Genomic DNA, 26,865 nt, shown 5'->3' with positions numbered 1-26,865 from the left:
ATATACCAAACGTAACTTACTGAAGATAACTTACTAGTAGTAGATTACCAATCGTAGCTTTTCGCAAGGGTAAGCCCTTGGTCAGCAATCACCAACCGGAGATTTCCCCATGCACGCATTGATTGTTGTCGATCACGATGATCCACGTTCGCTGACCCACGCGTTGGCGCAGCAGATTGCCAAAGGCCTGTCGGAAAGCGATCCCTCCAACACCTTCGAAATCGCCGACCTGCACGCCGAAGAATTTGATCCGCGCTTTGGCGTGGCCGACTGGGCGGTGCATCACCGCGAATCCGCGCCACCGCAAGACGTACTGGACGAGCAGGCGCGCATCGACCGAGCCGATGCGCTGGTGCTGGTTTATCCGGTGTTCTGGTGGTCGATGCCGGCGCTGCTCAAGGGCTGGATCGACCGGGTGTTCAGCAATGGCTGGGCGTACGATTTCGACGGCGACAAGACGCTGAAAAAACTTGGACGATTGCGCGTACACCTGGTCGGACTCGGCGGAGCGGATGTGCGCACTTACGAGCGCCACGGCTACGGCGCGGCGATGAAGACGCAGATCGATCACGGGATTTTCGATTACTGCGGGGCGACGGTGGCGGGCTCGGCATTGTTGCTGGAGTCCGAGTCGAGCGATCCGGCGATGCAGTTGCAGGCGGCGCGCGAACTCGGACTTGGGTTGTTCCGCTGAATGTCAGCGAGCGCCCGGCCAGCCGGCTTTTTCGAGAGCTGCGAGCAGGGTCCCGGCATCCAGCCCCGGCACCGAATGCCCGTTGCCTTCGGTGCTGTCGCTGGCCAGCAGGGCGTTGATGATCGCCTCTTCAACCGCCTCGGTCGCCGCCAGGAACAACTCGCTGATGTGATCGTTGTTCACCATCTGCAAGCCGTCGCAAGTCGACGCGCCTTTGCCTTCGTAAGCGGCGGGCGGGATATGACCGTTGCCGGTGGCGAAGGCGATGAAGATGTCGCCGCTATGATCCTCATTGCCACCGCCAGTACGCGCCAGACCGAGGCTCGCCCGTTGCGCCAGTCGCGTGCATTGATGCGGTAACAGCGGTGCATCGGTGGCGAGGGCCACTACGATCGAGCCCATGCCCGGATGTGGCAACGAAGCGCGCAGGAACGGCGAATCCACCTGTTCCATATATCGCCCGACCGGGTAGCCATCGACCCGCAATTCGCTGCGAATCCCGTGGTTGGCCTGGACGATGGCACCCACTGTCCAGCCACCCTGAGCCTTGCTCAAGCGGCGTGATGCGGTGCCGATCCCGCCCTTGAATTCATGACAGATCATGCCGCTGCCACCGCCCACCGCGCCTTCCTGCACCGGGCCGTCAACGGCATTGCTCATCGCTTCGGCCACATGCTTGGGCTTCACATGAAAGCCGTTGATGTCGTTGAGCAAGCCATCGAAGGTTTCCAGCACCACCGGCATGTTCCAGTAGAGCCGACCGTCGTCCGGTTGCTGCGCGCGATCCAGTTCGATCAAGGCATCGCGCACCACGCCGAGGCTGTGAGTGTTGGTGAAGGCGATCGGACTGGTCAGCAGGCCGGCTTCGCGAATCCACTCCAGTCCTGTGGCGTCACCGTTGCCGTTGAGTACGTGGACGCCGGCGAAACACGGTTGTGCGTTGGTCGAACCGGCGCGTGGTTCGATCAGGGTGACGCCGCTGCAAATGTCACGACCGCTGGCAGTGCGGCCGCGTACGTTGCTATGGCCGATTCGTACGCCGGGTACGTCGGTGATGGCGTTGAGCGGGCCGGGTTGCATTTGACCGATGCGGATATGGAGATCGCGGGCACGTGGTTTCATTGATGTTCTCTCTGTTGAAGGCAGTGATTCGAGGGCTTTTATTGACCGTTCTTGACCTTGCTCCACACCCGCGTACGCACCCGTTCGGTGGCTTTGGGCAAGGGTTCGAGGGTGTACAACGTGGCCATCGCCGTGGCTGACGGGTACACCGCAGGATTGTCGCGGGTGGCCTGGGCAACCAGCGCCGTGGCGGCGCGATTGCCGTTGGGGTAGGACAGGTGATCGCTGACCGGCGCAATCACATCGGGCCGCAGCAGGTAGTCGATGAACGCGAGACCCTGAGCCGGATGCGGTGCGTCCTTGAGCAAGACCAGTGTGTCGAACCACACCGGCGCACCTTCCTTCGGCAGGCTGTACTGAATCTTCACGCCGTTGCCGGCCTGCTCGGCGGTGGTCCTGGCTTCGAGCATCGCGCCGGACCAGCCGACCGCCACGCAGATGTTGCCGTTGGACAGATCACTGATGAATTTCGAGGAGTTGAAGTAGGCAATGTGCGGGCGCAGTTTCAGCAGCAGCGCTTCGGCTTTCTGATAGTCCTCGGCGTTGGTGCTGTTCGGCGGCAGGCCGAGATAATGCAGCGCGACCGGGAGCATTTCCGACGGCGAATCGAGCATCGCCACACCGCATTCGCCGAGCTTGGCCAGGTTCTCTTCCTTGAACACCAGGTCCCACGAATCCACCGGGGCCTTGTCGCCCAGCACGGCGCGCACCTTGTCGACGTTGTAGCCGATGCCGTTGGTGCCCCACAGATAAGGTACGGCGTACTGGTTGCCGGGGTCGTTATTGGCCAGTTTGTTCAGCAGGTCGTTGTCGAGGTTCTTCCAGCCGGGCAGTTGGTCGCGGGGCAGCGGGGCGAGGGCGCCGGCCTTGATCAGGGTCGGCAGGCTGAAATTGCTCGCCACCACCACGTCGTAGCCGCTGCGGCTGGTCATCAGTTTGCCTTCCAGGACTTCGGCGCTGTCGAAGGTGTCGTAGACCGGTTCGATACCGCTGTCACGCTTGAAATCATGCAGGGTGTTCGGGCCGATGTAGTCGTACCAGTTATAGACATGCACGCTCGGCGCATCGGCTGCCTGCGCACTCAGCGCCGCGGACAAAATGCCCATCAGACCCAGGTTGATATACCCACGATGACCACGCATGATGCGGCACTCCTGGCCTGTTGGCAGGCCGGTGATGAACAGGAGTGGTCAGCCTATCGGGCGGGCCGCGCCGCACCCATTCCCATCATGGGTTACTCAAAAGGGGTAGAGCGTGGACGCGTTGCTGCAGGAATTGCCGGTGCACCAGAGCCTGGCGCGGGTGTTCGCCACGGTCGGTCAGGACGGTTTCTGGCGGGCGCTGGTCGATACGCTGCGGTTGCTGGTGCCGTTGGACAATGCGCTGGTGGCGGTGATGCAGACGGGGCGCCCGCCGCAATTGCTGATCGACTTCGACAGCCAGGGTCGCGCCGACGAGCAGGAAGAACTGGCCGGTTACTGTGCCGGCATGTACCTGCTCGATCCGTTCTATCAGGCCGCCTGCGCCGGGATCGCCGATGGTTTGCACAGCCTCGCGTCGGTTGCGCCGGACCAGTTTCTGCACAGCGAGTACTACCAGAGTTACTTCCGCTCGGTGGTCGGCGCAGATGAGCTGCAATTTCTGGTCAACCTCGACGACGGCGTGCTCGGATTGTCGATGGGCCGTTCGACGGCGTTCAGTTTGCAGGAGCAGGGGCGCCTGCTCTGCGTGCGGGATTGGGTGCTGTCAGCGATGCGTCGGCATGTGCAGTTGATGCCGCCGCAAGGTGCGACGGTCGAGGCGCCGGTCGGCGATATTGCGGCGCTGCTCGACCGCTTCGACGCCCGTCTGACCGCGCGCGAGATCGATACGGCGCGTCTGATTCTCCAGGGCTTTTCCAGCAAGGCCATCGCCCAGCACATGAACATTTCGCCGGAGACCGTGAAGGTGCACCGGCGCAATCTCTATCACAAGCTCAACGTCACCGGGCATGGCGAGTTGTTTGCGCTGGTGTTGCGGCCGCGCTGAGCGGGTCAGCCGATCTGCTTGAACAGCAGCGCCTTCAGACCGCTTTCCGGGTCGATATCCGGAAACTCCGGCGGATTTTCCAGCCGCTGCTCGAAGCGCAGGCTCGGCGCTTCCTGGGTCACGCCGTCGATCAGGAAGTCGGAGCCGAACGAAGGGTCGTTCATGCACGCCAGCACGCTGCCTTGGGCAGTCAGCAATTCCGGCAGACGACGCAGCACGCGCTGGTAATCCTTGGTCAGCAGAAAACTGCCTTTCTGAAACGACGGCGGGTCGATGATCACCAGATCATAAGGGCCGCTGTTGATCACCTTGCCCCAGGACTTGAACAGGTCGTGGCCGAGGAAACTCACCTTGCTCAGGTCATGCCCGTTCAGCCGGTGATTGTCGCGGCCCCGGCTCAGCGCGGCGCGGGACATGTCGAGGTTGACCACATGGCTGGCGCCGCCCTCGATGGCCGCCACCGAAAAGCCGCAGGTGTAGGCGAACAGGTTCAGTACCCGTTTGCCCGCCGCCTGTTCGCGCACCCAGTTGCGGCCGTAGCGCATGTCGAGGAACAGCCCGGTGTTCTGCTTGCGGCCCAGATCCACCCGATATTTCAGCCCGCCCTCGACGATGGTCATTTCGTCGATCTCTTCACCCAATACCCATTCGGCGGTGCTCTGCGGCAGGTAACGGTGCTGGATCAACAAAGTGTGGGCGCCGGACTGCTGCCATGGCTCCGAACCGGTGATTTCCAGCAGCAGGCGCTTGAGGTCGTCCAGCTGCGAAGCCTCGGGCTCCTTGAACAGCGACACCAGCACGACGCCTTGCAGCCAGTCCACGGTGACTTGCTCCAGCCCCAGCCAGCAACGCCCGCGCCCATGGAACAGGCGCCGGGTTTCGGCGGGTGCCGACGTCAGCGCGGTGAGCAGGTGGGCGTGGAGAACGGCGAGGGCTTGAGGGTTCATCAATCAGGATCGGCCAGCAAAAGGGCGCGCATTTTAACCGCAATTACGCGGCGGCGACTGCCCGTTGACCCAGTGTTATCGAAAAGACCTGTATCAAAAATGAATTTCTGTAGAAGGTGCTGCTCATACCTGATAAGCAGCGGATTCAAGCCGCTAAATCGTTCATGCAATTCAGGGAGTGCCAGTTCATGTGTCCAATTTCGACGTCGAGCGCGCACCTTCCTGGCGGATTGATTCTGGTAGTCGAGGACGATCCGTTGATTCTGGAGTTTCTGTGCGAAATTCTTCAGGAGGAAGGTTTCAAGGTCGAACCGCAGACCAGTGCCGATGCGGCTTCGCAATACCTGGAAGAGCACGCGCCGGAAGTCGCGCTGCTGCTCACCGACATCACCATGCCCGGCACCCTCAACGGGGCGGACCTGGCCAATCTGGTCGGCGAGCGCTGGCCGGACAAACCGGTGATGGTCATGTCCGGTTATGAAACGCCGGAAACCTCGGGCGTGAAGCATCCGGTGGCGTTCATCAAGAAGCCGTGGGCCATCGGCCAGTTGCTCGACTGTGTTGACGGTGCGTTCAAATCCAAGGCGCCGCGTCTGCACTGAAGCGTCCCGCAAGTGCTACATTGCCGGGCATCGTTGCCCGGCCCCTTGCGAGGAAGTGATCTTTTGTCTTCTCACGATGCTGTTTTCAACCGCGCGTTCGGCGCGTTCCTGTTCGACATGGACGGCACCGTCCTCAACTCCATCGCCGCCGCCGAGCGGATCTGGTCCGCCTGGGCCGTGCGCCACGGGGTGAACGTCGAAACGTTCCTGCCGACCATCCACGGCGTGCGCGCCATCGACACCATCACGCGTTTGAACCTGCCGGGCGTGGACGCCGAAGCGCAAGCGGCGTTCATCACCGAGGCGGAAATCGAAGACGTCGAAGGCATCGTCGAGATCCCCGGCGCGGCAGCGTTTCTCAAATCGTTGCCGGCGGATCGCTGGGCCATGGTGACCTCGGCGCCACGGGATCTGGCATTGCGGCGGATGGCGGCGGCGGGTATTCCGGAGCCTGCGGTGATGATCACCGCTGAAGACGTGACCGCCGGCAAACCGGATCCGGCCGGTTATCGACTGGCCGCCAAACGCTTGGGCCTGGAACCGGCGGACTGCCTGATTTTCGAAGACGCCACTGTCGGCATTCAGGCCGCTGAAGCCGCCGGTGCGCCGTTGATGATCATCACCACGACTCACCAGCATCCTCTGGAAACCGTACACGCGACCATCGCCAGTTACCGCGACATTGCGCTGAGCATCGACAGCGACGGCCAGTTGCGCCTGCAACGTCAATAAACTCCGGGCACCAAGCGCCAGCTGCGGGCGCAATAGGCGTCGTATTCGGCACCGAACTGCGTGCGCAGCAGGGCCTCTTCGGAGTGGATGCGGGCGATCAGCGGGATCAGCGTCAGCGCCGCGAGCAACAGGCCGACCACCGAGCGAAACGCCAGCGCCCAACCGATCGCATTGATCACCAGCCCCAGATAACTGGGGTTGCGCAGATGCCGGTAGATGCCTTCGGTGACCAACCGGTGCCCCGGCTGAATCGCCACCAGCCCGCTGAACCGATGGCCGAGCACAAACACCGGCCACAAGCGCAATCCACCCCCAACGATAAACAGCAACGCGCCCAGCCAACGGGTACCTTCGCGGCCGATGGTCCAGAAACCGATGCGGTCGCAGTAAGCCGGCAGAAAGGCACTGACCAGTCCGATCACGGCAAACGCCGGAATCACCCAGCGATTGGCCCGGTCCTCGCGTTCGCCGGTACTCAGGTTCACTTCCGTAAAGAGCGAAGCCACCACCATGGCCAGCGTGGCCAGTGCCACCACGACCAGAGCGCCGTGAGAAAAGAACACCGCCACGCCACCGATGCCCCACATCGCCAGGCCCAGATAGGCGAGGGTGGCGAGCACTGCGACCACGGTCATTTGCGCAGACATTTTCATAAGCACCTCACGGCTGTTCCGTTCAGTGTAGATCCCGGCACGATCCCCGGCGTTTAGCTGGTGGCAGGGGCGTGGACTAAACTTCAGGCAGAGACGTTCCGATCATCCGAGCCGCCGCTTCGGGAGTCCGCCATGCTGCACATCCGCACGCCGCTGATCCTCCATCCGACCCTGTCGACCGCTTCCCGGCGCATCTGGCTGAAGCTGGAAAACCTGCAACCGTGCGGCTCGTTCAAGCTGCGTGGCATGGGCTTGTTGTGCAGTCAGGCAGCGGCGCAGGGCAAGCCCAAGGTCGTGTGTCCGTCCGGCGGCAATGCCGGACTGGCCACGGCGGTGGCCGCCGTCAGCCTGGGCCTGCAAGCCTGCATCGTGGTGCCGCACACAACGCCCGAAGCGACCCGCGCGCGTATTCGCCGCACCGGCGCGGAGGTTATCGTCCACGGCAAAGTCTGGGACGAGGCCAACCAGCGAGCGCGGGAACTGGCCAGCGCGGCAGACACCGAATACGTGCCGGCCTTCGATCACCCGGTACTGTGGGAAGGGCACAGCACGATGGTCGACGAAATACTCGACGCCTGCCCGCAGGTCGATACCGTGGTTACGTCGGTTGGCGGCGGTGGTTTGCTGGCGGGAATTCTCACCGGGCTGCTACGGCATGATCGCCGAGACTGCCGCATCATCACCTGCGAAACTACAGGCGCTGCCTCGTTCGCTGCGGCCGTCAAGGCTGGTCATCCGGTGCGCCTGAGCCGCATCGACACCGTCGCCACCTCCCTCGGAGCTGCTCAGGTGGCGGCTTGGCCGGTAGAGCATATCGGCGAGTTCGATCATGAATGTCTGGTGCTGTCGGATGACGACGCGATCATGGGGGTGGTGCGATATGCCGGTGATCTGCGGCAGTTGGTGGAGCCTGCGTGCGGGGTTTCGCTGGCGGTGGCGTACCTCGACCATCCGGCGTTGGCGGGGGCGAATGATGTGGTGGTCATTGTTTGCGGCGGGGTGAGTATCAGTACGCAACTGGTGGCGGGGTGGGCGCGGTTGGGATCTTGAATGCTCATGGATTCCGTGTCGACCGCTGGCCCTCACCCCAGCCCTCTCCCGGAGGGAGAGGGGGCCGACCGAGGTGTCTTGAGAGGTACATCGACCTGATGCACCGAGTCGATTATGGATTCCAAGCATTGGCCTGAGACACAGATTCGATTATGGGTTCCGGGACTGTCGTGCATTCTGCGTCGACCGTTGGCCCTCACCCCAGCCCTCTCCCCGGGGGAGAGGGAGCCGACCGAGGTGTCTTAAGAGGTACATCGACCTGAAAAACCGAGTCCATTATGGATTCCAAGCATCGACCTGAAAAACCGAGTCGATTATGGATTCACCGCAGATTTTTCAGGTCGATGTATTCCGACAATATCCCCCGATCGGCTCCCTCTCCCTCCGGGAGAGGGCTGGGGTGAGGGCGCTTTTCGGATCAGGATCGCGCTCTCAAAACCTCCGCAACCCGCACAATCTGCTCCAGCACATCCCCCATCTGCCGAATCACCTCCAGATTGCTGAACCGCACCACCTCAATCCCCAGCCGCTGAAGATAAACCGTACGCCGCCGGTCATGAATTTCTCCCGCCTCCTCAAAATGCTGCCCCCCATCCAGCTCCACCGCCAGCTTCAATTCCACACAATAGAAATCCAGCACAAACGGCGGAACCGGCGCCTGCCGGCGAAATTTCAGCCCCGCCACCTGCCGCGCCCGCAGCTTCTGCCAGAGCAGTTGTTCGCAGTCCGTCTGGGAGGTGCGCAAGTGGCGGGCAAACTGGCGTTGTTCGAAAGTAGGGCGATTTTGCATGCTTCACGTCCTTGTGAAGTGGGATGAAAAAGTCACTGTAGACCAAGCCAACCCTCAGTGCCGGATCAACCTGGTTATAGATTCACACCAGATTTTCAGGTCGATTTATCGCGTCAATATCCCTCGATAGGTCCCCTCTCCCTACGGGCGGTCCGACGTTTCGGGAGGGCTATTCAGGCGGCGGAAATATCGGACCCGGTCAACACTTTACGAAACGTCTCCACCAACGGCCGTAAATTGACTCGGTGCCAAGCCGCCCACAACGGCGTGGTGAACGCCAGCCACGGCACTTCCCGCAGCACCACGCCCGGCGGTGCGTTATGGCTCAGGCCTTTCTGGATCATCGCGATCCCCAGCCCCGAAGCGACCAGCCCCAACGCGGTAAACGGCTCGGTGGCCTGCATCCGTACATCCGGGGTGAAACCTGCGCGGATGCAGGCGCTGACGAACTCATCGTCAGCGCCTTGGCGTGGCTGCACGCCGATCCATTCCTGATCGGCCAGATGGTCCGGGGTCAGCGAAGCCTGCGTCGCGAACGGGTGATGTTCGGGCAGCGCCAGCAGCATCGGGTCGTCCAGTACCTGAAAGCCCAGCAGGTCCGGGTCGTCGATCGTCGGCGGTTCACTGACCAGCGCGATATCGAGGCTACGCTGACGCAGGCCTTCCAGTTGTTCGGCGGAACTCAGGTTGTACAGCGCGACATGCACGTTGGGCCGGTCGACCCGCAGCACGCGCAAGGCGTTGGGCAAGACCCCGGCGTGCATCGCGTTCTCGATGTAGCCGATGCACAGGCCGCCTTCTTCGCCACGGCCCAGGCGTTTGCCGAGAGATTCCAGGCGGTTGGCGTGGGTCAGCAGGGCGCGGGTTTCGGCGAGAAAGGTCTGGCCGTCGCGGGTCAGGCGGATGCGCTGCTGGCTGCGTTCGAACAGGGTCAGGCCCAAGCGCTCTTCCAGCTGGGCGATCTGTCGGCTCAGGGGCGACTGGGAAATGTGCAGGCGCTCGGCGGCGCGGCCGACGTGTTCTTCCTCGGCGACGGCGACGAAGTAGCGCAATTGGCGGATGTCGATCATGTCAGACCTTCAGGGACTCAAGTGCTGCGGATTATGTCTTGGACGGTCTGAGTGGCGCAATCTAGGATCTGCTCAACGGTCAACACCGACCACGAACTACGAGGACAGCATCATGAGCTTGAAAGACAAACTTCCCGGCCAACTCGGCTTCGGCACCGCGCCGCTGGGCAACATGTTCCGCGCCATTCCTGAGGAAGAAGCCCAGGCCACCGTGCACGCGGCGTGGGATGCCGGCGTGCGTTACTTCGACACCGCGCCGTTCTACGGCTCGGGCCTGTCGGAAATCCGCCTCGGCGAAGCACTGTCCCGCTACAAACGCGACGAATATGTGCTCAGCACCAAGGTCGGCCGGGTGATTCTCGATGAAGTCGAAGACGCCGCCGCCCGGGATCTGGGCGAGAAAAGCGGGGTGTTCGAGCACGGTCGCCCGAACAAGATCGTCAACGACTACAGCGCCGACGCCACCTTGCGTTCGATCGAAGACAGCCTCAAGCGTCTGAAAACCGATCGCCTCGACATCGTCTGGGTCCACGATATCGCTCAGGATTTCTACGGCGACCAATGGCTCGAGTATTTCAATCAGGCACGCACCGGCGCCTTCAAAGTCCTGACCCGCCTGCGTGAAGAAGGCGTGATCAAGGGCTGGGGCCTGGGCGTGAACAAGGTTGAACCGTGCGAGTTGACGCTGGACCTGACCGAGGCGCAGCCTGACGGCTTCCTGTTGGCCGGCCGCTACACCTTGCTCGACCACGACCGCGCTCTGCAGCGCTTGATGGATTCGGCCCGGGCGCAGAACGTTGAAATCGTGGTCGGCGGCCCATACAGCTCGGGGATTCTGGCCGGTGGCGCGCACTTCGAATACCAGAAAGCCAGTCCTGAAATCGTTGCCAGAGTCGAGCAGATCAAACGCATCGCTGCCGCCTACGGCGTCGATGTCAAAGCGGCTGCACTACAATTCTCGCTGGCCAATCCGGCCGTGGCGGCAGTGATTCCCGGCGCGAGCAAACCGGGGCGCATCGCTGAAGATGTGGCGGCGCTGTCGGCGGTCATTCCGGCCGGTTTCTGGCAGGCCATGCGTGAAGCGAAACTGGTGTCCGAACGTGCACCATTACCCATCGACGAGGTGAAAGCATGAAGATCGATCTGAGCGGAAAACTGGCGATTGTCAGCGGCAGCACGGCGGGCATCGGTTTGGGCATCAGCCAGTCGCTGGCCGAGGCGGGCGCCACGGTGGTGGTGATCGGTCGCGACGCGGCCAAGGTCGAGCAGGCGCTGGCAAGCATTCGAGACAAGGTGCCGGGCGCGCAACTGCGGGGTCTGACGGCGGATCTGGGCACGGCCGAAGGCGCGCAGAAACTGTTCGCCGCCGAACCGAAAGCCGACATCCTGGTGAACAACCTCGGCATCTACAACGCCGTGGATTTCTTCGACGCGCCGGACGATGAGTGGACGCGCTTCTATGAAATCAACGTGATCTCCGGCGTGCGCCTGTCGCGGCATTACGTGCCGGCGATGGTCGAGCAGGGCTGGGGGCGGGTGATCTTCCTGTCTTCGGAATCCGGCGTGGCCACCCCGGCCGACATGATCAACTACGGCGTGACCAAAAGCGCCAACCTCGCGGTGTCCCATGGCCTTGCCAAACGCCTGGCGGGCACCGGGGTTACGGTCAACGCGATCCTCCCGGGGCCGACCTTCACCGACGGTGTCGAAGAAATGCTCAAGGATGCCGCCGCCGAATCTGGGCGCAGCCTGCGGGACGAGGCTGACGCCTTTGTGCGCCGGGCCCGTCCGAGCTCGATCATCCAGCGCGTGGCGGATGTCGAAGAGGTCGCGCACCTGGTTACCTACATCGCTTCACCGCTGTCTTCGGCCACCACCGGCGCCGCTTTGCGGGTCGATGGCGGCGTGGTCGACAGCCTGACTATCTGAACTTATCGAGAGAGACTTTTTATTTATGGCAACAGCATCAGCAACGATCGACATCCCGGCTTCGGCCGATCAGGTCTGGCAATTGATTGGCGGCTTCAACACCTTGCCGGACTGGCTGCCGTTCATTCCCAACAGCGAACTGAGCGAAGGCGGGCGTGTGCGCACCCTGCAAACCGCTGACGGTGGCGTGGTGGTCGAGCGTCTGGAAACGTTCGATAACGCGGGCAAAACCTACAGCTATTCGATTCTGCAGGCACCGTTTCCGGCCACCGATTATCTGGCGACGATTCGTGTTGAGCCCCAAGGGCAGGGCGCGAAGGTGACGTGGTCGGGACGCTTCACGGCCAAGGGCGTGACTGATGAGGAAGTGGTGGCGCTGTTTAGAGGGATCTATCAGGGCGGGCTCGAAGCGCTGCGCGCCAACTACCCCGCCTGAGTTTCTGCAAGAACCCCTTGTGGGAGCTAGCCTGCTAGCGATAACGGTCGATCATTCAACTATTCATTGACTGACACGCCGTCATCGCCAGCAGGCTGGTTCCCACATGGGGAATACATGAAGTTCAAGACTGTGAAATCAGACTCTGCCGACAATCCAGCACCAGCTTCGCCCCGCCCAGATCGCTGCGTCCCACCTCAAGGCTGAACCCATGCAGGTTGACGATCGCCGCGACGATCGACAGTCCCAGACCAAAGCCGTTCTGCAATTGCCCGCCCTCGGCGCGGTAGAACCGCTGGAACACCGCCTCCCGTTCCGACTCGGGAATGCCGGGCCCGGAGTCATGCACTTCGATCCGCGTATGCCCCGCATCATTGACCCCGCGCAACACCACCGTGCCACCGGCCGGGGTGAACTTGATCGAGTTGCTCAACAGGTTCGCCAGCGCTTCAAACAGCAACGCCCGATCGCCGTTCAACATCGGCAGCGTTTCAGGCATGTTCAGCTCGAAACGCAGCTCGTCGTCTTCGGCCAGCGGCAGATAGAACTCGTGCAGTTCCTGCAGCAACAACACCGGATCAAGCTCGACAAACCCCGAGCGCCGCTGACGATCCTCAAGCTCGGAAATCCTCAGCAACCCGCGAAACCGCGCCATCAGCGTATCGGCCTCGGCCAGCACCAGATCCAGTTGCACCGCTTCCGGCGAGCCTTCGCCGGCCTGCTGCTGCATGCGATACAACTGCGCGCGCAAGCGGGTCAGCGGGGTGCGCAGGTCATGGGCGATGTTGTCGCACACGCCTTTGACTTCGTTCATCAAGCGCTCGATGCGATCGAGCATGGCATTGACGATGGCGGCGAGCATGTCCAGCTCATCTCGGCGATTGGACAGTGGCAAACGGTGGGTCAGATCGCCGGCGACAATCGACTGGGCGCTGGCCTGGATCGCCCGGATCCGCCGCAGCGGCCGACGACGCAGCAGATGCCAGCCGATGATCCCCGGCACAATCGTCAGCGACACGCCCCAGAGCAGCGCATGCAGAATGATCTTCGTCACCGCGAACAGCGAGCCGTTGTCACGCAGCAGCACCAGCCAGCGACCGTCGCGGGTCGGGGTGGCTACCGCGTCGCAGCTGTCGGCGGGCAGGGTCGGGTCGTCGGAGTCGGCGCATTCGCTGAGCATGTGGATCTTGCCGTCCAGCGGCAGGCCCTCGGGGATCCTCTGCAACGCGCCACCCAGGTAACGGTGCTGAGCGTCGAACAGACCGTAGGCGTCGATGCCACGAATGTCGAACGTCATGCTGGCGGCGAGCGCGTCTTCCAGCTGATCGCCGCGAAAGTGCGAAAACAGATGCTGACGTTGCATCAGCGAATGTTTGGCCAGATTGTCGAGATAACCGGACACCTCGAAGTACATGACACCCATGAGGATCGCGCTCCAGGCCACGAACAGCGAACTGTACAGCGCCAGCAAGCGGCTGCTGGAGGAGCGCCAACCGTCAGACGGGTTCGGCAATGACATAACCCGAGCCTCGCACCGTGCGGATCAGCGGGACATTGCCCGGCGGGTCGATCTTCTTGCGCAGGCGGCCGATGTGCACGTCGATCAGGTTAGTGCCGGGGTCGAAGTGATAGCCCCAGACTTCCTCGAAAATCATCATCCGCGACAGGATCTGGCCGCTGTTGCGCATCAGGAATTCCAGCAATTTGTACTCGGTCGGCAACAATGTCAGCACCTGCTCGGCGCGTCGGGCTTCGTGGCTGATCAGGTCGAGTTGCAGGTCCGCCACCTGCAACGTGGTCGGCTGGGCGCCGTTGCTGTTCTGGCGACGCAGCAACACTTCGACCCGGGCGGCCATTTCATCGGTGGCGAACGGTTTGGTCAGGTAGTCATCGCCGCCGGCGCGCAAGCCGCGAACGCGCTCGTCGACATCGGAGAGGGCGCTGATCATCAGGATCGGCGTGGCCACGCCCATGGTGCGCAGGGTGGTGACGATGGCCAGGCCATCAAGCTCCGGCAGCATGCGGTCGAGGGTGATCAGGTCGTAGTTGCCGCTGACGGCGCGGTCCAGGCCTTCACGGCCGTTGTCGACCCAGTCCACGTCGAGGCCGTGGCTGCTCAGTTCGGCGACAATTTCCCGGGCGGTCACGGCGTCGTCTTCGATGGTGAGGATGCGAGTCATGGTGGGCCTGCTGGTCTGTTCAAACGCAATGGCAGCATTTTGCCAAGATTTTGCGCCGGCGCTTTAAATTAACTTTCATGTTTTAGCGGATACAAACGCCACGGCCGGGCTTTTGTGCCAATGCATAAAACCCGCTGTTATCGACCCGTTGTTGCAATTTGCATGGTCTTAGGAAGTTCAGACTTTTTAAGCTATTGAATTCAAACGATTTATTTAATGTGGGCGACTGGCACGGTCACTGCAATTCCTCTGTTGACGAGTTGTAACACCATTTTTCATGCCTGGAGCACTACAACAATGAATAGATCCTCTGATGGGTTTTATCCTGCCTACGAAGGAGAGTCGAGCAACGTCTCGGGGGTGTCCTGGGGCGCGATCTTCGCAGGGGCTGCCGCTGCGGCGGCACTGTCGCTGATTCTCGTGCTGCTGGGCTTCGGTCTGGGCTTCTCCGCCGTTTCACCGTGGGCCGGGGAGGGCGTCAGCGCCAAGGGCCTGGGCATTTCCACCATTATCTGGCTGGCGGCCACGCAAATCATCGCTTCGGGGCTCGGCGGCTACATTGCTGGTCGCTTGCGAGTGAAGTGGGCCAACATGCACGGTGACGAGGTGTATTTCCGCGACACCGCCCATGGCTTCCTTTCCTGGTGTGTCGCGACGCTGGTCACCGCAACGCTGGTGGTCGGCTCGGTCAGCAGCATCGTCAGCGGTGGCGTGCAGGCCGGTGCGAGTGTTGTCGGCGGCGCTGCCGGTGCCATGACGCAAGCGGCCGGCACAGCGGCCGGCAACACCGACAGTGACCAGTACGGCTACTTCGTCGACAGCCTGTTCCGCGACGATCGTCCCGCCGCCGTCAGCGATGACGCCGCCCGTGGCACCGTAACCCGGATCTTCGCCCAAAGCCTGGCCAACGGTCAGCTCAGCGCCGAAGACCGTACCTACCTCGCACAACTGGTCGCTCAGCGTACCAACCTGACCCAGGCCGACGCCGAACGTCGGGTCGATGAAATCTACGCCCGTACCCAGAAAGCCATCGCCGACGCCAAGCTGAAAGCGCAACAAGCCGCCGACACCGCCGCCAAAGTCGCTGCCTGGACCACGCTGTGGATGTTCATCGCACTGTTGGCCGGTGCGTTCTTCGCCAGCCTCTCGGCCACCTTCGGCGGTCGTCGCCGGGATGCGGTCGAGTACGTCGAAGTCGAAACCTACACCACGACCACGCTGCCGCCAGTCCGTTAATCAAGGAGAACCACCATGCGCTCACTACTGCTGTTTTTCCTCGGTGTTCCAATCCCGATCATCATCCTGATCGCCCTGTTCGTGCACTGATTCCTTGAGGCACATGCCTTGGCCGCTTCCACCTTCGGGTTGAAGCGGCTTTTTGCTTTCTGCGCGGGGCCGAAGGCGCAGAACCGACCAGTCATTTCCATGGCCTGGATCAATATTCGTCGGCGCAATATCCCCTACCGTGAAATTTCCAGGCCCTTGCCGCTGGATCGACTACATTGCTTGCGCGCACTTTGCTGCGCGAGCGGAACCAACCTGCCGGCCCGATAGAGAGATAACACCCGACGTGCCGGCGAGGTGTAGTGCAGCAAGGAGCTGTTTCAACCTCACCTGAACCTTTCACGGATGATCATTGCAATGCACTGCCTAGAAAGAACCTTCGATATCCAGCCTTTGGCGCAGGCGGATATGACTGTCCACATCAACGGCCAGCCGGTCACCGCCGCCATCGGCGAAACCGTGCTCAGCGTCATTCAGTCCCTCGGCGTGCGCCAGGTCGCGCGCAACGATCACAACCAGATCAGCGGTGCCTATTGCGGCATGGGCGTGTGCCAGTGCTGCCTGGTGAAAATCAACGGCCGGCACAAGCGTCGAGCCTGCCAGACCGTGGTGCGCGACGGCATGCTGATCGAGACCCAGGTCAACCGCATTCACGGGCAGGAGGTGGTATGAGCCAGAATCCGGTGATCGTAGGGGGTGGCCCGGCGGGAATGGCCGCGGCCATCGAACTGGCCCTGCACGGGGTGCGCTGCACCTTGCTCGAAGAAGCATCGCGCCTGGGTGGCGTGGTCTATCGCGGGCCGCTGCGTGACGGCGTGCAGCTGGATTATCTGGGGCCGCGCTATTCCGAGGCGTTGGGCAAACTGCACGGTGATTTTCAGGAGCAGTCCGGGCTGATCGACGTGCGCCTCAACCACCGCGTGGTCGGCGCCGAAGGCACGCGCTCGCTGGTGGTGCTGGACGGCGACGAGCGACTGCACGAAATCGAATACCCGCAGTTGCTGCTGGCCGCCGGTTGCCATGAACGCAGCGTGCCGTTTCCAGGCTGGACGCTGCCCGGCGTGATCATGCTCGGCGGCCTGCAATTGCAGATCAAAAGCGGCGTGGTCAAACCGCAGGGGCCGGTGGTGATCGCCGGTACCGGGCCGCTGTTGCCGCTGGTGGCGACTCAGTTGCATGCGTCGGGTGTGAGCGTGGCCGGGGTCTACGAGGCCTGCGCGTTCGGCAAGATCGCCAAGGAAAGTCTGGCACTGCTGAACAAGCCGCAACTGTTCCTCGATGGCTTGAGCATGCTCGCTTATCTGAAACTGCATGGCATCCCGATGAACTACGGCTGGGGCGTGGTCGAAGCGCACGGCGAAGGCGAACTGAAAAGCGTCAGCGTGGCGCCGTACTCGGCAACGTGGGAACCGGACATGAGCCGCGTCGAACGCTTCGAAGCAAAGACCCTCGCGGTCGGTTACGGCTTCATTCCGCGCACGCAACTGAGTCAGCAGATGGGCCTGGATCACGGCTTCAGCGACGACGGTTACCTGCGCGCCAACGCCAATATCTGGCAGCAGAGCAGCGAGCCCCACGTGCATCTGGCCGGTGACATGGGCGGGATTCGTGGCGGTGAAGCGGCGATGCTGGCCGGCAAGATCGCCGCCACTTCGATCCTGCTGCAACGCGGTGTGCTTGAAGAGGAACTGGCGCGCGTCCGTCGCGACCGTTACCTGGGCAAACTCAAAGCCATCGTGCGTTTCCGCGCGGCGGTGGATCGCTACACCGAACGCGGCGTCGGACAGACCGCATTGCCGGCTGCCGACACGGTGATCTGCCGCTGCGAACACGCGACCCGCGCTGACATCGACCGCGCGCTGGAGCAGGGCGTGCAAGACATCGCCAGCCTGAAAATGCGCACCCGCGTAAGCATGGGCGACTGTCAGGGGCGGATGTGCGTCGGCTATTGCAGCGACCGCTTGCGTCAGTCCACCGGGCGCAAGGATGTCGGCTGGCTGCGGCCGCGCTTCCCCATCGATCCGATTCCTTTTTCCGCGTTCCAGTCCCTCGGCACGGAGGCCGTTTCCCATGAGTAAGTTCTATGACGTGGTCATCGCCGGCGGCGGTGTGATCGGCGCGTCCATCGCCTACCAATTGTCCAAGCGCAAAGGCCTCAAGGTTGCGCTGATCGACGCCAAGCGCCCGGGCAACGCGACCCGCGCTTCGGCCGGTGGTTTGTGGGCGATTGGCGAGTCGGTGGGATTGGGTTGCGGGGTGATTTTCTTCCGCATGATGTCGGCCAACCGCAAGTGCGAAACCCAGGGCGCGGCGGTGGCGGTTGACTCCAGCACACCGCACATCCTGCCGCCGTCGTTTTTCGATTTCGCCTTGCAGTCCAACGCGCTGTACCCGGCGCTGCACCGCGAGCTGCGTGACAATCACGGGATGGATTTCAAGTTCGAAAAGACCGGGCTCAAATTCGTGATCTATGACGATGAAGACCGGTTGTACGCCGAGCACATCGTCGGCTGCATTCCGCACCTGGCCGATCAGGTGCGCTGGCTGGATCAGGCGGCATTGCGCGAGTCAGAGCCGAGCGTCAGCCATGAAGCGCGCGGGGCGCTGGAGTTTCTCTGCGACCACCAGGTCAGCCCGTTCCGTCTGGCCGATGCCTACACCGAAGGCGCCCGGCAAAATGGCGTGGACATGTACGTCAACACCAACATCACCGGCGTGCTGCATCACAGCACGCGGGTGACTGGCGTACAGACGGCCGAAGCCGGGGTGTTTCACTGCAAGACCCTGATCAACGCCGCTGGCGCTTGGGCGGCGGATTTGAGCGAGTGGGCCACGGGCATCCGGATTCCGGTGAAACCGGTGAAAGGCCAGATCCTGCTGACCGAACGTCTGCCGAAAATCCTCAACGGTTGCCTGACCACCAGCGATTGCTACATGGCGCAGAAGGACAACGGCGAAATCCTGATCGGCAGCACCACCGAGGACAAGGGCTTCGACGTCACCACCACCTGGCCGGAAATCGCCGGGCTGGTGCAGGGCGCGGTGCGTTGTTTGCCGGAACTGGCGGACATCAACCTCAAACGCACCTGGGCCGGGTTGCGGCCGGGCTCGCCGGATGAGCTGCCGATTCTCGGGCCGATGGCCGGGGTGGAGGGGTATCTCAACGCCTGCGGGCATTTCCGCACCGGGGTGCTGACGTCGGCGATCACCGGGGTGTTGCTGGACAAGCTGGTCAACGATGAACCGCTGCCGCTGGACATCACGCCGTTTCTGGCGGACCGGTTTGAAGTGGTGCCGGCCAAAGAAGAGAGGGAGCTGGAGATAGCCTGAGCCTGCTGGCTCCCATCTGATCGTTCCCACGCTCCGCGTGGGAATGCCTCAAGGGACGCTCCGCGTTCCAGCTCTGGAAGGGACGCGGAGCGTCCTGGGCTGCATTCCCACGCGGACGGTTCGACGTCTCGACGTGGGAACGATCAGCAAGAACTCAGGACTTGCCCGATTGTTCTTCCAGTTGATCCGACTCGAACAGCCGGGCCAGTTCCGCCCGCGCTTCCTGGGCGGTCTGCAGCACTTTGGCCGCGTCGTCGTACACCGCGTGTTGAGCTTCCAGCACCTGTTCGTCATGGTGCTTGAAGCGCTTGATCCGCGCATCGGCCTGAGCCTGGGTCAAGCCAAGGCCAACCAGGGTGCGGCGGCTCATTTCCAGACTTGAGTAATAGGTCTCCCGGATCGGATCGGCCCCCACATCCACCAACCGATGAACATGCTGCCGGTTACGCGCCCGGGCGATGATCTTCATGTCTGGGTAGAGCTTGCGCACGATCTCGGCGGTCTTGATGTTGGTTTCCGGATCATCTGTGGCAATCACGAAGTACTCCGCTTCACCGACCTTGGCCGCACTGAGGATTTCCGGACGCATCGGGTCACCGTAGAACACCGGTACGCCACCAAAACTGCGCGACAGTTCGATGGTTTCCACCGAGGTGTCCAGCGCCACGAACTTGATGTTCTGCGCCCGCAGGATCCGCGCCACGATCTGCCCCATACGGCCCATGCCGGCGATCACTACCCGTGGGGATTCGGTCTCGATCTGGCGGAATTTCTCCGGCACTTCCACCGGCTGCACCTTCGGGCTGACCAGCCGTGCGCAGACCAGCAGCAACAGCGGCGTGACGGCCATCGACAGGGTGATGGTCAGCACCAGCAGGTCGTACAGACGTGGTTCAAACAGGCCTTGATCGCGGCCAATCTTGAACACTACGAAAGCAAACTCACCGCCTGCCGCCAGCACGATGCCGAGGCGAATCGCGCTGACCTTGTTCAATCCACCGGCCAGACGCCCGACTACAAACAACAACGGCAACTTCAGGGCGATCAGCAACAGCGTCAGCCCCAGCACCGTGATCGGCGCGCTGAGCAGCAGACTGAGGTTGGCGCCCATGCCGACGCTGATGAAAAACAGCCCCAGCAGCAGGCCCTTGAACGGCTCGATCTGCGCTTCCAGCTCATGGCGATATTCCGAATCCGCCAACAGCAACCCGGCAAGAAACGCGCCCAACGCCATCGACACACCAACCATGTCCATCAGCCACGCGGTGCCGATCACCACCAGCAACGCGGTGGCGGTGGAGACTTCCGGCAGACCGGTTTTCGCCACGATGCGGAACACCGGACGCAGCAGATAACGTCCGCCGATCACCACCACCGCGATGCCGCCGAGCACCTGCAAACTGTGGCGCACGTCGTCGGCGGTGCTGGTGTGGTGATCGACCCCCGCGAGCATCGGCACCAGCGCGATCAGCGGGATCGCGGCGATGTCCTGGAACAGCAGAATCGCAAACGCCAGCCGACCGTGGGGGCTGGTCAGTTCCTTGCGCTCGGCGAGGCTTTGCAGGCCAAACGCGGTGGACGACAGCGCCAGACCCAAGCCCAAGACAATCGCGCTGTTCAACGGCTGGCCGAACACCGACAGCGCCAGCACACCAATCACCGAACCGGTCAGCAGCACCTGCGCCAGGCCCACGCCGAACACCGATTTGCGCATCACCCACAAGCGTCGCGGCGACAGCTCGAGCCCGATGATGAACAACAGCAGCACCACCCCCAGTTCCGAGATATGGCTGACGCTTTGCGGATTGCCGATCAGGCCCAGCACCGACGGGCCGATGATCACCCCGGCAAACAGATAACCGAGCACCGCGCCCAGTTGCAGGCGCTTGGCCAGGGGAACGGTGAGCACGGCGGCGAAGAGAAAGACGACGGCGGCTTGCAACAGATTGCCTTCATGGGGCATGAGCGGAACTCCAGTAACGCGGTACGGCGGGGGGCGACAAGGATAAAGGCTGAAATGATTGCAGATCCAGCGCAGAGCCTGATTGAGCAGATGTGCTTCTGTAATAATTTGCATCAATTGGTTACATTTATAGCCTCAGCGAATCAATTCCTTTCGAGTCTTCCATGGCCATCAACTTCGACCTCAACGACCTGCAAGCCTTTCGCGCCGTCGTCGAGCAGGGCAGTTTCCGCAAGGCCGCCGACACCGTGCGCCTGTCGCAACCGGCCCTGAGCCGGCGCATCGAAAAGCTCGAAGACGCCCTCGGTGTGAAGCTGTTCGAACGCACCACGCGCAAGGTCAGTCTGACCCAGGCCGGACGCGGTTTCATGCCCAGCGTCGAACGTTTGCTCGACGATCTGGACGTCGCGTTGCTCGGCATCAGCGAAGTCGCCTCGAATCGGCAGGGCCACGTAACCGTCGCTTGCGTGCCGTCGGCGGCGTACTACTTCATGCCGAGCGTGGTCGCGCGCTATCACCAGCAGTTCCCGCGAATCAAAGTCAAAGTCCTCGATTCCAGCGCCCACGACGTGCTGAGCGCGGTGGTCAACGGCGAGGCGGATTTCGGTCTGAGTTTCATGGGCACCCAGGAGGCGGGCGTGGATTTCGAACCGCTGGTGCAGGAGAGCTACGTCGTTGCCTGTCGCCGCGATCATCCGCTGGCGGGGCGCAGCAGCGTGACCTGGGACGAGTTCTACCGGCAGGATTACATCTCGCTCGACAAGACTTCCGGCAACCGTTTTCTGCTGGACCAGGCGCTGGCCAAAGTGGTGCCGCAGCGCCCGAGCATCTGCGAGACGCGGCATGTGACGACCATGATTGGTCTGGTGGAGGCGGGGTTGGGCGTGGCGGCGGTGCCGTTGATGGCGATGCCGGCGGCGGATCATCCGATTCTGACGCGGGTGCCGCTGACCGATCCGCAAGTGATGCGCAGTGTCGGCATCATCAAACGCCGGGGTCGTACGCTGACCCCGGCGGCACTGGAACTGGAGCGGCTGGTGGTGGAAATGAAAGTCCAGCCGCCGACGGTCAGCGCTTGACCGAATCCAGCCCGGTGGCCTGCACGTCAGCCTGGGCGGCAGGTGAGGCGAGATAAGCGAGCAACGCCTTGGCTTCCTGCGGGTGCTGCGCGCCCACTGGAATGCCCGCTGCAAACCGCGTGACCGACTGCACCGACTCCGGAATCTTCGCCACAAAACTCACCCCCGGCACCGGCAGCAATTCGCTGACCTGCTGGAAGCCCAGTTGATAGTCGCCGGTGGCGACCACCGAGCCGACCGGGATTTTCGGGATCATCTTCGCCTTGGGTTTCAGCTGATCTTCAATGCCGAGTTTCTTGAACAACTGCTGCTCGATGTACACGCCGCTGGCGCTGTCGGAGTAGGCCACCGATTTCGCATCAAGCAGGGTTTTCTTCAGGGCGTCGACGTTGCTGATGTCCGGTTTCGACGCGCCTTCGCGCACCACCAGGCCAATTCGCGAATCCGCCAGTTCCACCCGCGACGCCGGATCGACCTTGCCTTGCTTGATCAGATCATCGAGGGCATAGCCGACCATGATCACCACGTCGGCCTTTTCACCACGGGCGAGGCGATTGGGGATTGCCTCCGGCGCCTTGCCCATCGACGGGCCGAGTTGGGTGTCCAGCGTGTTGCCGGTGGCGGCGGCGAATCTCGGCCCGAGGATCTTGTAGGCGGCGGTGAAACCGCCGGAAGTCATGACCCGCAGTTCTTCGGCCTGGGCCGCAACGTTGAACGCAAGACCGGCGAGCAGGGCTGAAACGGTAAACAGTTTTTTCATGGTGATGTTCTCAGGCAGTAACAGGTTGCAGACGACCGCCGGCCCGGCGATACAGATAAAGCGTCGCGCCCAATGCGCAGAGCGCGCCAATGCTCATCCAGTAACCCGGTGCGGCTTTGTCGCCGGTGTACTGGATCAGGAAGGTCGACATCGCTGGAGTGAATCCGCCGAACACGGCAGTGGCGAGGCTGTAAGCCAGGGAGAAACCGGCCACCCGCACTTCCACCGGCATGATTTCGGTCAGCGCCGGAATCATTGCGCCGTTGTACAGGCCGTAGATAAACGACAGCCACAACAGCGACAGCAGCATGTGACTGAAGCTCGGCGCCTGCACCAGGTACGACAGCGCTGGATACGTGGTGGTCAGCGCCAGCAGCGCCATGGCGATCAGCACTGGACGGCGGCCGACGCGATCGGACAACGCCCCGCCAATCGGCAGCCAGAAGAAGTTGGAAACACCCACCAGCAGCGTCACCAGCAACGCATCCGATGTGCTCAGGTGCAGCACGGTTTTGCCGAAGGTCGGCGCGTACACAGTGATCAAGTAAAACGCGGTGGTGGTCAGGGCGACCATCAGCATCCCGCCCAGTACCACGCCCCAGTTCTGGCCGAGGGTGCGGAACACTTCCTTCATGCTCGGACGGTGTTTACGGGCGGCGAACTCCTCGGTTTCCGCCAGATTGCGTCGCAGAAAGAAGATGAACGGCACGATCATGCAGCCGACGAAAAACGGAATACGCCAGCCCCAATCGGCGACCGCTTCCGGCGCCATCCATTGGTTCAAGCCGTAACCGAGCGCGGCGGCGACGACGATGGCCACCTGCTGACTGGCCGACTGCCAGGCGGTGAAAAAGCCTTTGCGACCGGGCGTGGCGATTTCGGAGAGATACACCGAAACCCCGCCCAGTTCCGCACCGGCGGAGAAGCCTTGCAACAGCCTTCCGATCAACACCAGCGCCGGGGCGAACAGACCGATGGTTTCGTATCCGGGCACCAGCACAATCAAGATCGTGCCGCTGGCCATGATCGACAGGGTGACGATCAGACCTTTGCGCCGACCGACGTCATCGATGTACGCGCCGAGCACGATGGCCCCCAGCGGACGCATCAAAAAGCCTGCGCCGAACACTGCGAAAGTCATCATCAGGGACGCGAACTCACTGCTCGCCGGAAAGAACACCGCCGCGATCTGCGTGGCATAGAAACCGAACAGAAAGAAGTCGAACTGTTCGAGGAAGTTACCCGAGGTCACCCGGAAAATGGCGCCGGCCCGCGAGCCGCCGTGTGGGATTGAGGCTGTCATAGAAAAGTACTCCACCGCTTTTATGACGTGCGCGACGGGGAGGCGGCGCACGGTTTTTATTGGGGCGGATAGTGGCGCGCAGGGATCGATTTGTTAATTGCATTGTTGGCATGGATTGATGTGCTATGCAGATCAATGGCGTGCTATGGCAGCTGTTTTGGCGTCGCTGCCTGTACGGTTCTGGCTACCATCGAGTCTTGCGCTGGTGCGGCGATGTTCACAAAAGTCCCGTCCCAGTCAGGGTCTATCCTGCGAATGCGTTCACGCAGATCCGGATGGCCCGAGAGCAGAAGAGAGCTGGAAGTGCCAGGGCCGAAAAACAGGTGGCTGAACTCGGCGGCACGGGCGGCCTTGAGGGTCGAGCCCATTTTATACCCGCCGATTTTCTTCAGTGCCCCGACGATACTGTCGGGGTTGCGGGTGTATTGCACGGCGGTCGCATCGGCCAGGAATTCGCGTTGCCGGCTGACTGCAGCCTTGATCAGGTTGCCGAAGAACGTCCCGGAGAATCCGACAATGCACAGCGCAGTGCCAAACATGCTGACCAGAATGGTCGGTTGCTTACGATTGGCAGATGAATGTGGTGTGTCCTCAAGACCGCGCAAGAAATGGTTTCCCGCCAACCCGATCACCATGATCCCATGGACGATCGCTACCAGTTGAGTGTTCAGGCGCATGTCGCCGTTATAGATATGGCTGAATTCGTGGGCGATCACACCTTGCAGTTCATCGCGTGACAAAAGACTTATCGCACCTTGAGTGACGCCAATCACTGCATCCTGAGGAGCGAGGCCGGCAGCAAATGCATTGATGCCCAGATCTGGCAGCAGATACACGGGAGGGACTGCGGTGCCGGACGCCAAGGCCATTTCCTCCACTACGTTGACCAGGCGGCGCTCTTCCAGAGTCCGCGCGTCATGGTTGATCAGACGACCACCCAAACGGCGCGCGACCACTTTGCCGCCCCCTTTCAGTTCGATGTATTTGACCAGCCCGCCGAGCAACACAACACCCGTTACCAGCGCTGCAATGATCGCGAAAAACTGCCAGTTTTCCGCAAGATCCTCGAGCGTTTTGCCGTACGAGATCGGCAGAATCAGGAGCATGAAGGACACAAGAACCAAGCCGAGTACGGCGAGAAACATCAGGATCACGAGCTGCACCGAGCGACGTTTGGCCCGGCACTGTTGTTCAAAGAAATTCATCTAGCCATCCGTGGACGTGGAGTCTGAATCAATCCGCCGTTGCCGCCATCTGATCAGGCAACGGTTTGCCCGCTGCGGCAGCCGTCGTAAAACTCCCGTCCCACTGCGGATCGATCCGACGAATCCGCACGCTCAGATCAGGGTGGGTCGCAAACATCCGGCTCAGCCAACCTGATCCGCCGGTGCTGAAAAACAAATGACTGAACTCGGCGGCACGGGGCGATCTGATTACCGAGCCTTGTGCATGGGCGCCGATTTTTTTCAGGGCACCGACAATGCTTTGCGGATTGCGCGTGTACTGCACCGCGCTGGCATCAGCGAGGAACTCATGCTGACGACTGACTGCGGCCTTGATCAGATTGCCGTACAGATTCCCGATAAACCCGGCCACGCACAACGCGGCACCGAGTGCAAAAACCACCAGCATCAATCGCACGTCGCGTTTGTCGCGCTTGAGCAGGCTGGCCATTATGTAAGTGCCAGCCAGCCCCAGCATCAACAGGCCGTGCACCACTGCCACCAATTGCGTGTTTAGGCGCATGTCACCGTTGAAAATGTGGCTGAATTCGTGGGCGATCACCCCTTGCAGTTCTTCCCGGGTCAGCAGCGTCACCGCGCCACGGGTCACACCAATGGCCGCGTCCTCCGGTGTAAATCCGGCCGCGAAGGCGTTGATGCTTTCGTCCGGTAACAGATACACCGCCGGCATGCAGGTGCCGGAGGCAATCGCCATTTCTTCGACGACGTTCATCAACCGCTGCTCGTCCAGGGTACGCACATTGCCATTAAGCAGGCGGCCACCCAGTTTCTCCGCGACGACCTTGCCGCCCGCCCGCAGTTGCCGATATTTCAGCAGACCGCCAATCACCACGATGCTGCTGATGAACGATGCGATAACGGCCATTGCCAGAAACGCGTCCGCCAGCGTGCCAGTCCCGCTCAGGTAATCCTCAAAACCATTGAAGACGAAGGGCAGGCTGGTCATCCCGATCAGCATGACAATCGCCAGAATCATCATGCACACCAGCCGTTGCGTCTGGTTTCGGGCCTGGGTTTGTCGTTCGAAAAAGTTCATCGGGCCATCCATGGAGAGCAGCAATCAGAAAGAAACGTTGGGCGCGGTCTTGATGGCCAGCGTATCGGCAAACTTCAACGGAACCGCATCCTCGCGATGGCCAAAACTGGCCGCCAGCAGCACCGCCGGAAAGCTCTGCTTGAGCGTGTTGTAGGCCATCACCGCATCGTTGAACGCCTGCCGCGCGAAACTCACCTTGTTTTCGGTGCTGCTCAGCTCTTCGCTCAGTTGTTGCATGTTCTGCGAGGCCTTGAGTTCCGGATAAGCCTCCAGCGTCAGGTTCAAGCGACCCACCGCGCTGCTGAGTGCGCTGTCCGCCCGCCCCAATTGCGCGATGTTCTGGGCGCTGCCCGGTTTCGCCTGTGCAGCCTCAAGTCCGGCCACGGCGGCATTGCGTGCGGCGATCACCGCTTCAAGGGTTTCGCGCTCATGGGCCAGATAACCCTTGGCAATGCTGACCAGATTGGGGATCAGGTCATAGCGGCGTTTGAGCTGCACTTCGACCTGGGCAAATGCGTTCTTGATCTCGTTGCGCCGGGCAACAAGCTTGTTGAAAAGATTGACAGCGTAGAGCCCCAGCAGCGCAAGCAATACCAGATTGACGATGAGGTAGATCTTCACGGTGATGTCCTT

At 61.8% G+C, this 26,865-nt stretch carries 27 protein-coding genes; 13 read left to right on the top strand and 14 right to left on the bottom strand.

What is annotated here, in order from left to right; translation table 11 throughout:
- Window positions 1-109: 109 nt before the first annotated feature.
- Window positions 110-694 carry an NAD(P)H-dependent oxidoreductase gene (locus tag GQX66_RS26345; RefSeq protein WP_102687805.1) on the top strand — a complete coding sequence of 195 codons (585 nt, stop codon included), beginning with the start codon at window positions 110-112 and terminating at the stop codon, window positions 692-694.
- A gap of 3 nt (window positions 695-697) precedes the next feature.
- Here the strand turns inward: GQX66_RS26345 and GQX66_RS26340 are convergent, their stop codons facing one another.
- Entirely contained in the window at window positions 698-1,816 is a 1,119-nt protein-coding gene (locus tag GQX66_RS26340) for a P1 family peptidase (RefSeq protein WP_129974115.1), read from the bottom strand.
- A 38-nt stretch (window positions 1,817-1,854) separates the two neighbouring features.
- Window positions 1,855-2,958: a polyamine ABC transporter substrate-binding protein gene (locus tag GQX66_RS26335; RefSeq protein WP_134023964.1), complete on the bottom strand. Its 1,104-nt coding sequence runs from the start codon at window positions 2,956-2,958 to the stop codon at window positions 1,855-1,857.
- 112 nt (window positions 2,959-3,070) lie between these two features.
- Between GQX66_RS26335 and GQX66_RS26330 the strand changes: the two genes are divergently transcribed.
- On the top strand, window positions 3,071-3,844 hold the full coding sequence (locus tag GQX66_RS26330) for a helix-turn-helix transcriptional regulator (protein WP_240872007.1): 774 nt from the start codon (window positions 3,071-3,073) through the stop codon (window positions 3,842-3,844).
- Between the two features lie 5 nt (window positions 3,845-3,849).
- On the opposite strand, the gene GQX66_RS26325 is transcribed toward GQX66_RS26330, so the two are convergent.
- On the bottom strand, window positions 3,850-4,791 hold the full coding sequence (locus GQX66_RS26325) for a class I SAM-dependent methyltransferase (protein ID WP_129974118.1): 942 nt from the start codon (window positions 4,789-4,791) through the stop codon (window positions 3,850-3,852).
- Window positions 4,792-4,979: 188 nt separating this feature from the next.
- On the opposite strand from GQX66_RS26325, the gene GQX66_RS26320 reads away from it, so the two are divergent.
- Together GQX66_RS26320 and GQX66_RS26315 are read left to right on the top strand one after the other, a co-directional pair.
- Entirely contained in the window at window positions 4,980-5,393 is a 414-nt protein-coding gene (locus GQX66_RS26320) for a response regulator (protein ID WP_085746029.1), read from the top strand.
- Between the two features lie 63 nt (window positions 5,394-5,456).
- Complete coding sequence (locus GQX66_RS26315; protein ID WP_134023966.1) at window positions 5,457-6,125, top strand: HAD family hydrolase; 669 nt, start codon at window positions 5,457-5,459, stop codon at window positions 6,123-6,125.
- On the opposite strand, the gene GQX66_RS26310 is transcribed toward GQX66_RS26315, so the two are convergent.
- Window positions 6,119-6,778 (bottom strand): isoprenylcysteine carboxylmethyltransferase family protein, encoded by a 660-nt coding sequence (locus tag GQX66_RS26310; RefSeq protein ID WP_085654273.1) that lies wholly within the window; start codon window positions 6,776-6,778, stop codon window positions 6,119-6,121. The two genes, GQX66_RS26315 and GQX66_RS26310, sit on opposite strands and share 7 nt — an antisense overlap.
- Window positions 6,779-6,910: 132 nt before the next feature.
- Between GQX66_RS26310 and GQX66_RS26305 the strand changes: the two genes are divergently transcribed.
- Window positions 6,911-7,828: a pyridoxal-phosphate dependent enzyme gene (locus GQX66_RS26305; RefSeq protein ID WP_240872006.1), complete on the top strand. Its 918-nt coding sequence runs from the start codon at window positions 6,911-6,913 to the stop codon at window positions 7,826-7,828.
- Between the two features lie 418 nt (window positions 7,829-8,246).
- Here GQX66_RS26305 and GQX66_RS26300 read toward each other — a convergent pair whose 3' ends face one another.
- Together GQX66_RS26300 and GQX66_RS26295 are read right to left on the bottom strand one after the other, a co-directional pair.
- On the bottom strand, window positions 8,247-8,618 hold the full coding sequence (locus GQX66_RS26300; protein WP_129974121.1) for an endonuclease domain-containing protein: 372 nt from the start codon (window positions 8,616-8,618) through the stop codon (window positions 8,247-8,249).
- Window positions 8,619-8,791: 173 nt separating this feature from the next.
- Window positions 8,792-9,688: a LysR substrate-binding domain-containing protein gene (locus GQX66_RS26295; RefSeq protein WP_240872005.1), complete on the bottom strand. Its 897-nt coding sequence runs from the start codon at window positions 9,686-9,688 to the stop codon at window positions 8,792-8,794.
- A gap of 112 nt (window positions 9,689-9,800) precedes the next feature.
- Here GQX66_RS26295 and GQX66_RS26290 point away from each other — a divergent pair, with 112 nt between their 5' ends.
- Genes GQX66_RS26290 through GQX66_RS26280 form a run of 3 tightly spaced genes read left to right on the top strand, consistent with a single transcriptional unit; the run spans window position 9,801 to window position 12,053 of the window.
- Entirely contained in the window at window positions 9,801-10,823 is a 1,023-nt protein-coding gene (locus GQX66_RS26290; protein WP_129974123.1) for an aldo/keto reductase, read from the top strand.
- Window positions 10,820-11,617 carry an SDR family oxidoreductase gene (locus GQX66_RS26285; RefSeq protein WP_007952959.1) on the top strand — a complete coding sequence of 266 codons (798 nt, stop codon included), beginning with the start codon at window positions 10,820-10,822 and terminating at the stop codon, window positions 11,615-11,617. The genes GQX66_RS26290 and GQX66_RS26285 overlap by 4 nt, the downstream gene beginning before the upstream one ends.
- A gap of 25 nt (window positions 11,618-11,642) precedes the next feature.
- Complete coding sequence (locus GQX66_RS26280; protein ID WP_129974124.1) at window positions 11,643-12,053, top strand: SRPBCC family protein; 411 nt, start codon at window positions 11,643-11,645, stop codon at window positions 12,051-12,053.
- Window positions 12,054-12,177: 124 nt separating this feature from the next.
- Here GQX66_RS26280 and GQX66_RS26275 read toward each other — a convergent pair whose 3' ends face one another.
- Both GQX66_RS26275 and GQX66_RS26270 read right to left on the bottom strand, forming a co-directional pair.
- Window positions 12,178-13,572: a HAMP domain-containing sensor histidine kinase gene (locus tag GQX66_RS26275; RefSeq protein ID WP_129974125.1), complete on the bottom strand. Its 1,395-nt coding sequence runs from the start codon at window positions 13,570-13,572 to the stop codon at window positions 12,178-12,180.
- Window positions 13,550-14,233 (bottom strand): response regulator transcription factor, encoded by a 684-nt coding sequence (locus tag GQX66_RS26270; RefSeq protein WP_007952956.1) that lies wholly within the window; start codon window positions 14,231-14,233, stop codon window positions 13,550-13,552. The genes GQX66_RS26275 and GQX66_RS26270 overlap by 23 nt, the downstream gene beginning before the upstream one ends.
- A gap of 297 nt (window positions 14,234-14,530) precedes the next feature.
- On the opposite strand from GQX66_RS26270, the gene GQX66_RS26265 reads away from it, so the two are divergent.
- The 4 genes from GQX66_RS26265 (at window position 14,531) to hcnC (ending at window position 18,847) form a co-directional block, all read left to right on the top strand.
- A complete protein-coding gene (locus GQX66_RS26265; protein ID WP_102687794.1) occupies window positions 14,531-15,469 on the top strand; it encodes a hypothetical protein in 939 nt (312 codons plus the stop codon).
- A gap of 405 nt (window positions 15,470-15,874) precedes the next feature.
- A complete protein-coding gene (hcnA, locus tag GQX66_RS26260) occupies window positions 15,875-16,189 on the top strand; it encodes a cyanide-forming glycine dehydrogenase subunit HcnA (protein WP_102687833.1) in 315 nt (104 codons plus the stop codon).
- The gene (gene hcnB / locus GQX66_RS26255; RefSeq protein ID WP_240872004.1) at window positions 16,186-17,595 is read left to right on the top strand and encodes a cyanide-forming glycine dehydrogenase subunit HcnB; all 1,410 of its coding nucleotides are present in this window, start codon (window positions 16,186-16,188) and stop codon (window positions 17,593-17,595) included. Before hcnA ends, hcnB begins: the two co-directional genes overlap by 4 nt.
- On the top strand, window positions 17,588-18,847 hold the full coding sequence (gene hcnC / locus GQX66_RS26250; protein WP_240872003.1) for a cyanide-forming glycine dehydrogenase subunit HcnC: 1,260 nt from the start codon (window positions 17,588-17,590) through the stop codon (window positions 18,845-18,847). The genes hcnB and hcnC overlap by 8 nt, the downstream gene beginning before the upstream one ends.
- Window positions 18,848-19,001: 154 nt before the next feature.
- Here hcnC and GQX66_RS26245 read toward each other — a convergent pair whose 3' ends face one another.
- A complete protein-coding gene (locus GQX66_RS26245; RefSeq protein ID WP_064380587.1) occupies window positions 19,002-20,810 on the bottom strand; it encodes a monovalent cation:proton antiporter-2 (CPA2) family protein in 1,809 nt (602 codons plus the stop codon).
- A gap of 164 nt (window positions 20,811-20,974) precedes the next feature.
- On the opposite strand from GQX66_RS26245, the gene GQX66_RS26240 reads away from it, so the two are divergent.
- Window positions 20,975-21,889 carry a LysR family transcriptional regulator gene (locus GQX66_RS26240; RefSeq protein ID WP_007952946.1) on the top strand — a complete coding sequence of 305 codons (915 nt, stop codon included), beginning with the start codon at window positions 20,975-20,977 and terminating at the stop codon, window positions 21,887-21,889.
- On the opposite strand, the gene GQX66_RS26235 is transcribed toward GQX66_RS26240, so the two are convergent.
- The 5 genes from GQX66_RS26235 to GQX66_RS26215 all read right to left on the bottom strand — a co-directional run bounded on the left by GQX66_RS26235 (window position 21,879) and on the right by GQX66_RS26215 (window position 26,853).
- A complete protein-coding gene (locus GQX66_RS26235; RefSeq protein ID WP_240872002.1) occupies window positions 21,879-22,649 on the bottom strand; it encodes a substrate-binding domain-containing protein in 771 nt (256 codons plus the stop codon). The genes GQX66_RS26240 and GQX66_RS26235 overlap by 11 nt on opposite strands.
- Before the next feature lie 10 nt (window positions 22,650-22,659).
- Entirely contained in the window at window positions 22,660-23,952 is a 1,293-nt protein-coding gene (locus GQX66_RS26230; RefSeq protein ID WP_240872001.1) for an MFS transporter, read from the bottom strand.
- A 143-nt stretch (window positions 23,953-24,095) separates the two neighbouring features.
- Entirely contained in the window at window positions 24,096-25,157 is a 1,062-nt protein-coding gene (locus GQX66_RS26225) for a M48 family metallopeptidase (protein ID WP_240872000.1), read from the bottom strand.
- A gap of 28 nt (window positions 25,158-25,185) precedes the next feature.
- Complete coding sequence (locus GQX66_RS26220; protein ID WP_129973989.1) at window positions 25,186-26,232, bottom strand: M48 family metallopeptidase; 1,047 nt, start codon at window positions 26,230-26,232, stop codon at window positions 25,186-25,188.
- Between the two features lie 24 nt (window positions 26,233-26,256).
- Window positions 26,257-26,853: a LemA family protein gene (locus tag GQX66_RS26215; RefSeq protein ID WP_102687787.1), complete on the bottom strand. Its 597-nt coding sequence runs from the start codon at window positions 26,851-26,853 to the stop codon at window positions 26,257-26,259.
- Between the last annotated feature and the right edge of the window lie 12 nt (window positions 26,854-26,865).

It is taken from the genome of Pseudomonas sp. B707 (assembly GCF_022496685.1).
GTDB lineage: Bacteria > Pseudomonadota > Gammaproteobacteria > Pseudomonadales > Pseudomonadaceae > Aquipseudomonas > Aquipseudomonas paraglycinae.
This window is presented reverse-complemented; position numbering and strand designations above follow the sequence as displayed.

What these genes read in the sequence shown, in the direction of transcription:
- GQX66_RS26290 (WP_129974123.1), top strand. Translation starts at nt 9,801, where the DNA reads ATGAGCTTGAAAGACAAACTTCCCGGCCAACTCGGCTTCGGCACCGCG.
- GQX66_RS26320 (WP_085746029.1), top strand. Translation starts at nt 4,980, where the DNA reads ATGTGTCCAATTTCGACGTCGAGCGCGCACCTTCCTGGCGGATTGATT.
- GQX66_RS26325 (WP_129974118.1), bottom strand. Translation starts at nt 4,791, where the DNA reads ATGAACCCTCAAGCCCTCGCCGTTCTCCACGCCCACCTGCTCACCGCG.
- GQX66_RS26230 (WP_240872001.1), bottom strand. Translation starts at nt 23,952, where the DNA reads ATGACAGCCTCAATCCCACACGGCGGCTCGCGGGCCGGCGCCATTTTC.
- GQX66_RS26295 (WP_240872005.1), bottom strand. Translation starts at nt 9,688, where the DNA reads ATGATCGACATCCGCCAATTGCGCTACTTCGTCGCCGTCGCCGAGGAA.
- GQX66_RS26300 (WP_129974121.1), bottom strand. Translation starts at nt 8,618, where the DNA reads ATGCAAAATCGCCCTACTTTCGAACAACGCCAGTTTGCCCGCCACTTG.
- hcnB (WP_240872004.1), top strand. Translation starts at nt 16,186, where the DNA reads ATGAGCCAGAATCCGGTGATCGTAGGGGGTGGCCCGGCGGGAATGGCC.
- GQX66_RS26345 (WP_102687805.1), top strand. Translation starts at nt 110, where the DNA reads ATGCACGCATTGATTGTTGTCGATCACGATGATCCACGTTCGCTGACC.
- GQX66_RS26265 (WP_102687794.1), top strand. Translation starts at nt 14,531, where the DNA reads ATGAATAGATCCTCTGATGGGTTTTATCCTGCCTACGAAGGAGAGTCG.
- GQX66_RS26340 (WP_129974115.1), bottom strand. Translation starts at nt 1,816, where the DNA reads ATGAAACCACGTGCCCGCGATCTCCATATCCGCATCGGTCAAATGCAA.
- GQX66_RS26310 (WP_085654273.1), bottom strand. Translation starts at nt 6,778, where the DNA reads ATGAAAATGTCTGCGCAAATGACCGTGGTCGCAGTGCTCGCCACCCTC.
- GQX66_RS26245 (WP_064380587.1), bottom strand. Translation starts at nt 20,810, where the DNA reads ATGCCCCATGAAGGCAATCTGTTGCAAGCCGCCGTCGTCTTTCTCTTC.
- GQX66_RS26270 (WP_007952956.1), bottom strand. Translation starts at nt 14,233, where the DNA reads ATGACTCGCATCCTCACCATCGAAGACGACGCCGTGACCGCCCGGGAA.
- GQX66_RS26285 (WP_007952959.1), top strand. Translation starts at nt 10,820, where the DNA reads ATGAAGATCGATCTGAGCGGAAAACTGGCGATTGTCAGCGGCAGCACG.
- GQX66_RS26220 (WP_129973989.1), bottom strand. Translation starts at nt 26,232, where the DNA reads ATGAACTTTTTCGAACGACAAACCCAGGCCCGAAACCAGACGCAACGG.
- hcnA (WP_102687833.1), top strand. Translation starts at nt 15,875, where the DNA reads ATGCACTGCCTAGAAAGAACCTTCGATATCCAGCCTTTGGCGCAGGCG.
- hcnC (WP_240872003.1), top strand. Translation starts at nt 17,588, where the DNA reads ATGAGTAAGTTCTATGACGTGGTCATCGCCGGCGGCGGTGTGATCGGC.
- GQX66_RS26235 (WP_240872002.1), bottom strand. Translation starts at nt 22,649, where the DNA reads ATGAAAAAACTGTTTACCGTTTCAGCCCTGCTCGCCGGTCTTGCGTTC.
- GQX66_RS26225 (WP_240872000.1), bottom strand. Translation starts at nt 25,157, where the DNA reads ATGAATTTCTTTGAACAACAGTGCCGGGCCAAACGTCGCTCGGTGCAG.
- GQX66_RS26305 (WP_240872006.1), top strand. Translation starts at nt 6,911, where the DNA reads ATGCTGCACATCCGCACGCCGCTGATCCTCCATCCGACCCTGTCGACC.
- GQX66_RS26335 (WP_134023964.1), bottom strand. Translation starts at nt 2,958, where the DNA reads ATGCGTGGTCATCGTGGGTATATCAACCTGGGTCTGATGGGCATTTTG.
- GQX66_RS26280 (WP_129974124.1), top strand. Translation starts at nt 11,643, where the DNA reads ATGGCAACAGCATCAGCAACGATCGACATCCCGGCTTCGGCCGATCAG.
- GQX66_RS26275 (WP_129974125.1), bottom strand. Translation starts at nt 13,572, where the DNA reads ATGTCATTGCCGAACCCGTCTGACGGTTGGCGCTCCTCCAGCAGCCGC.
- GQX66_RS26240 (WP_007952946.1), top strand. Translation starts at nt 20,975, where the DNA reads ATGGCCATCAACTTCGACCTCAACGACCTGCAAGCCTTTCGCGCCGTC.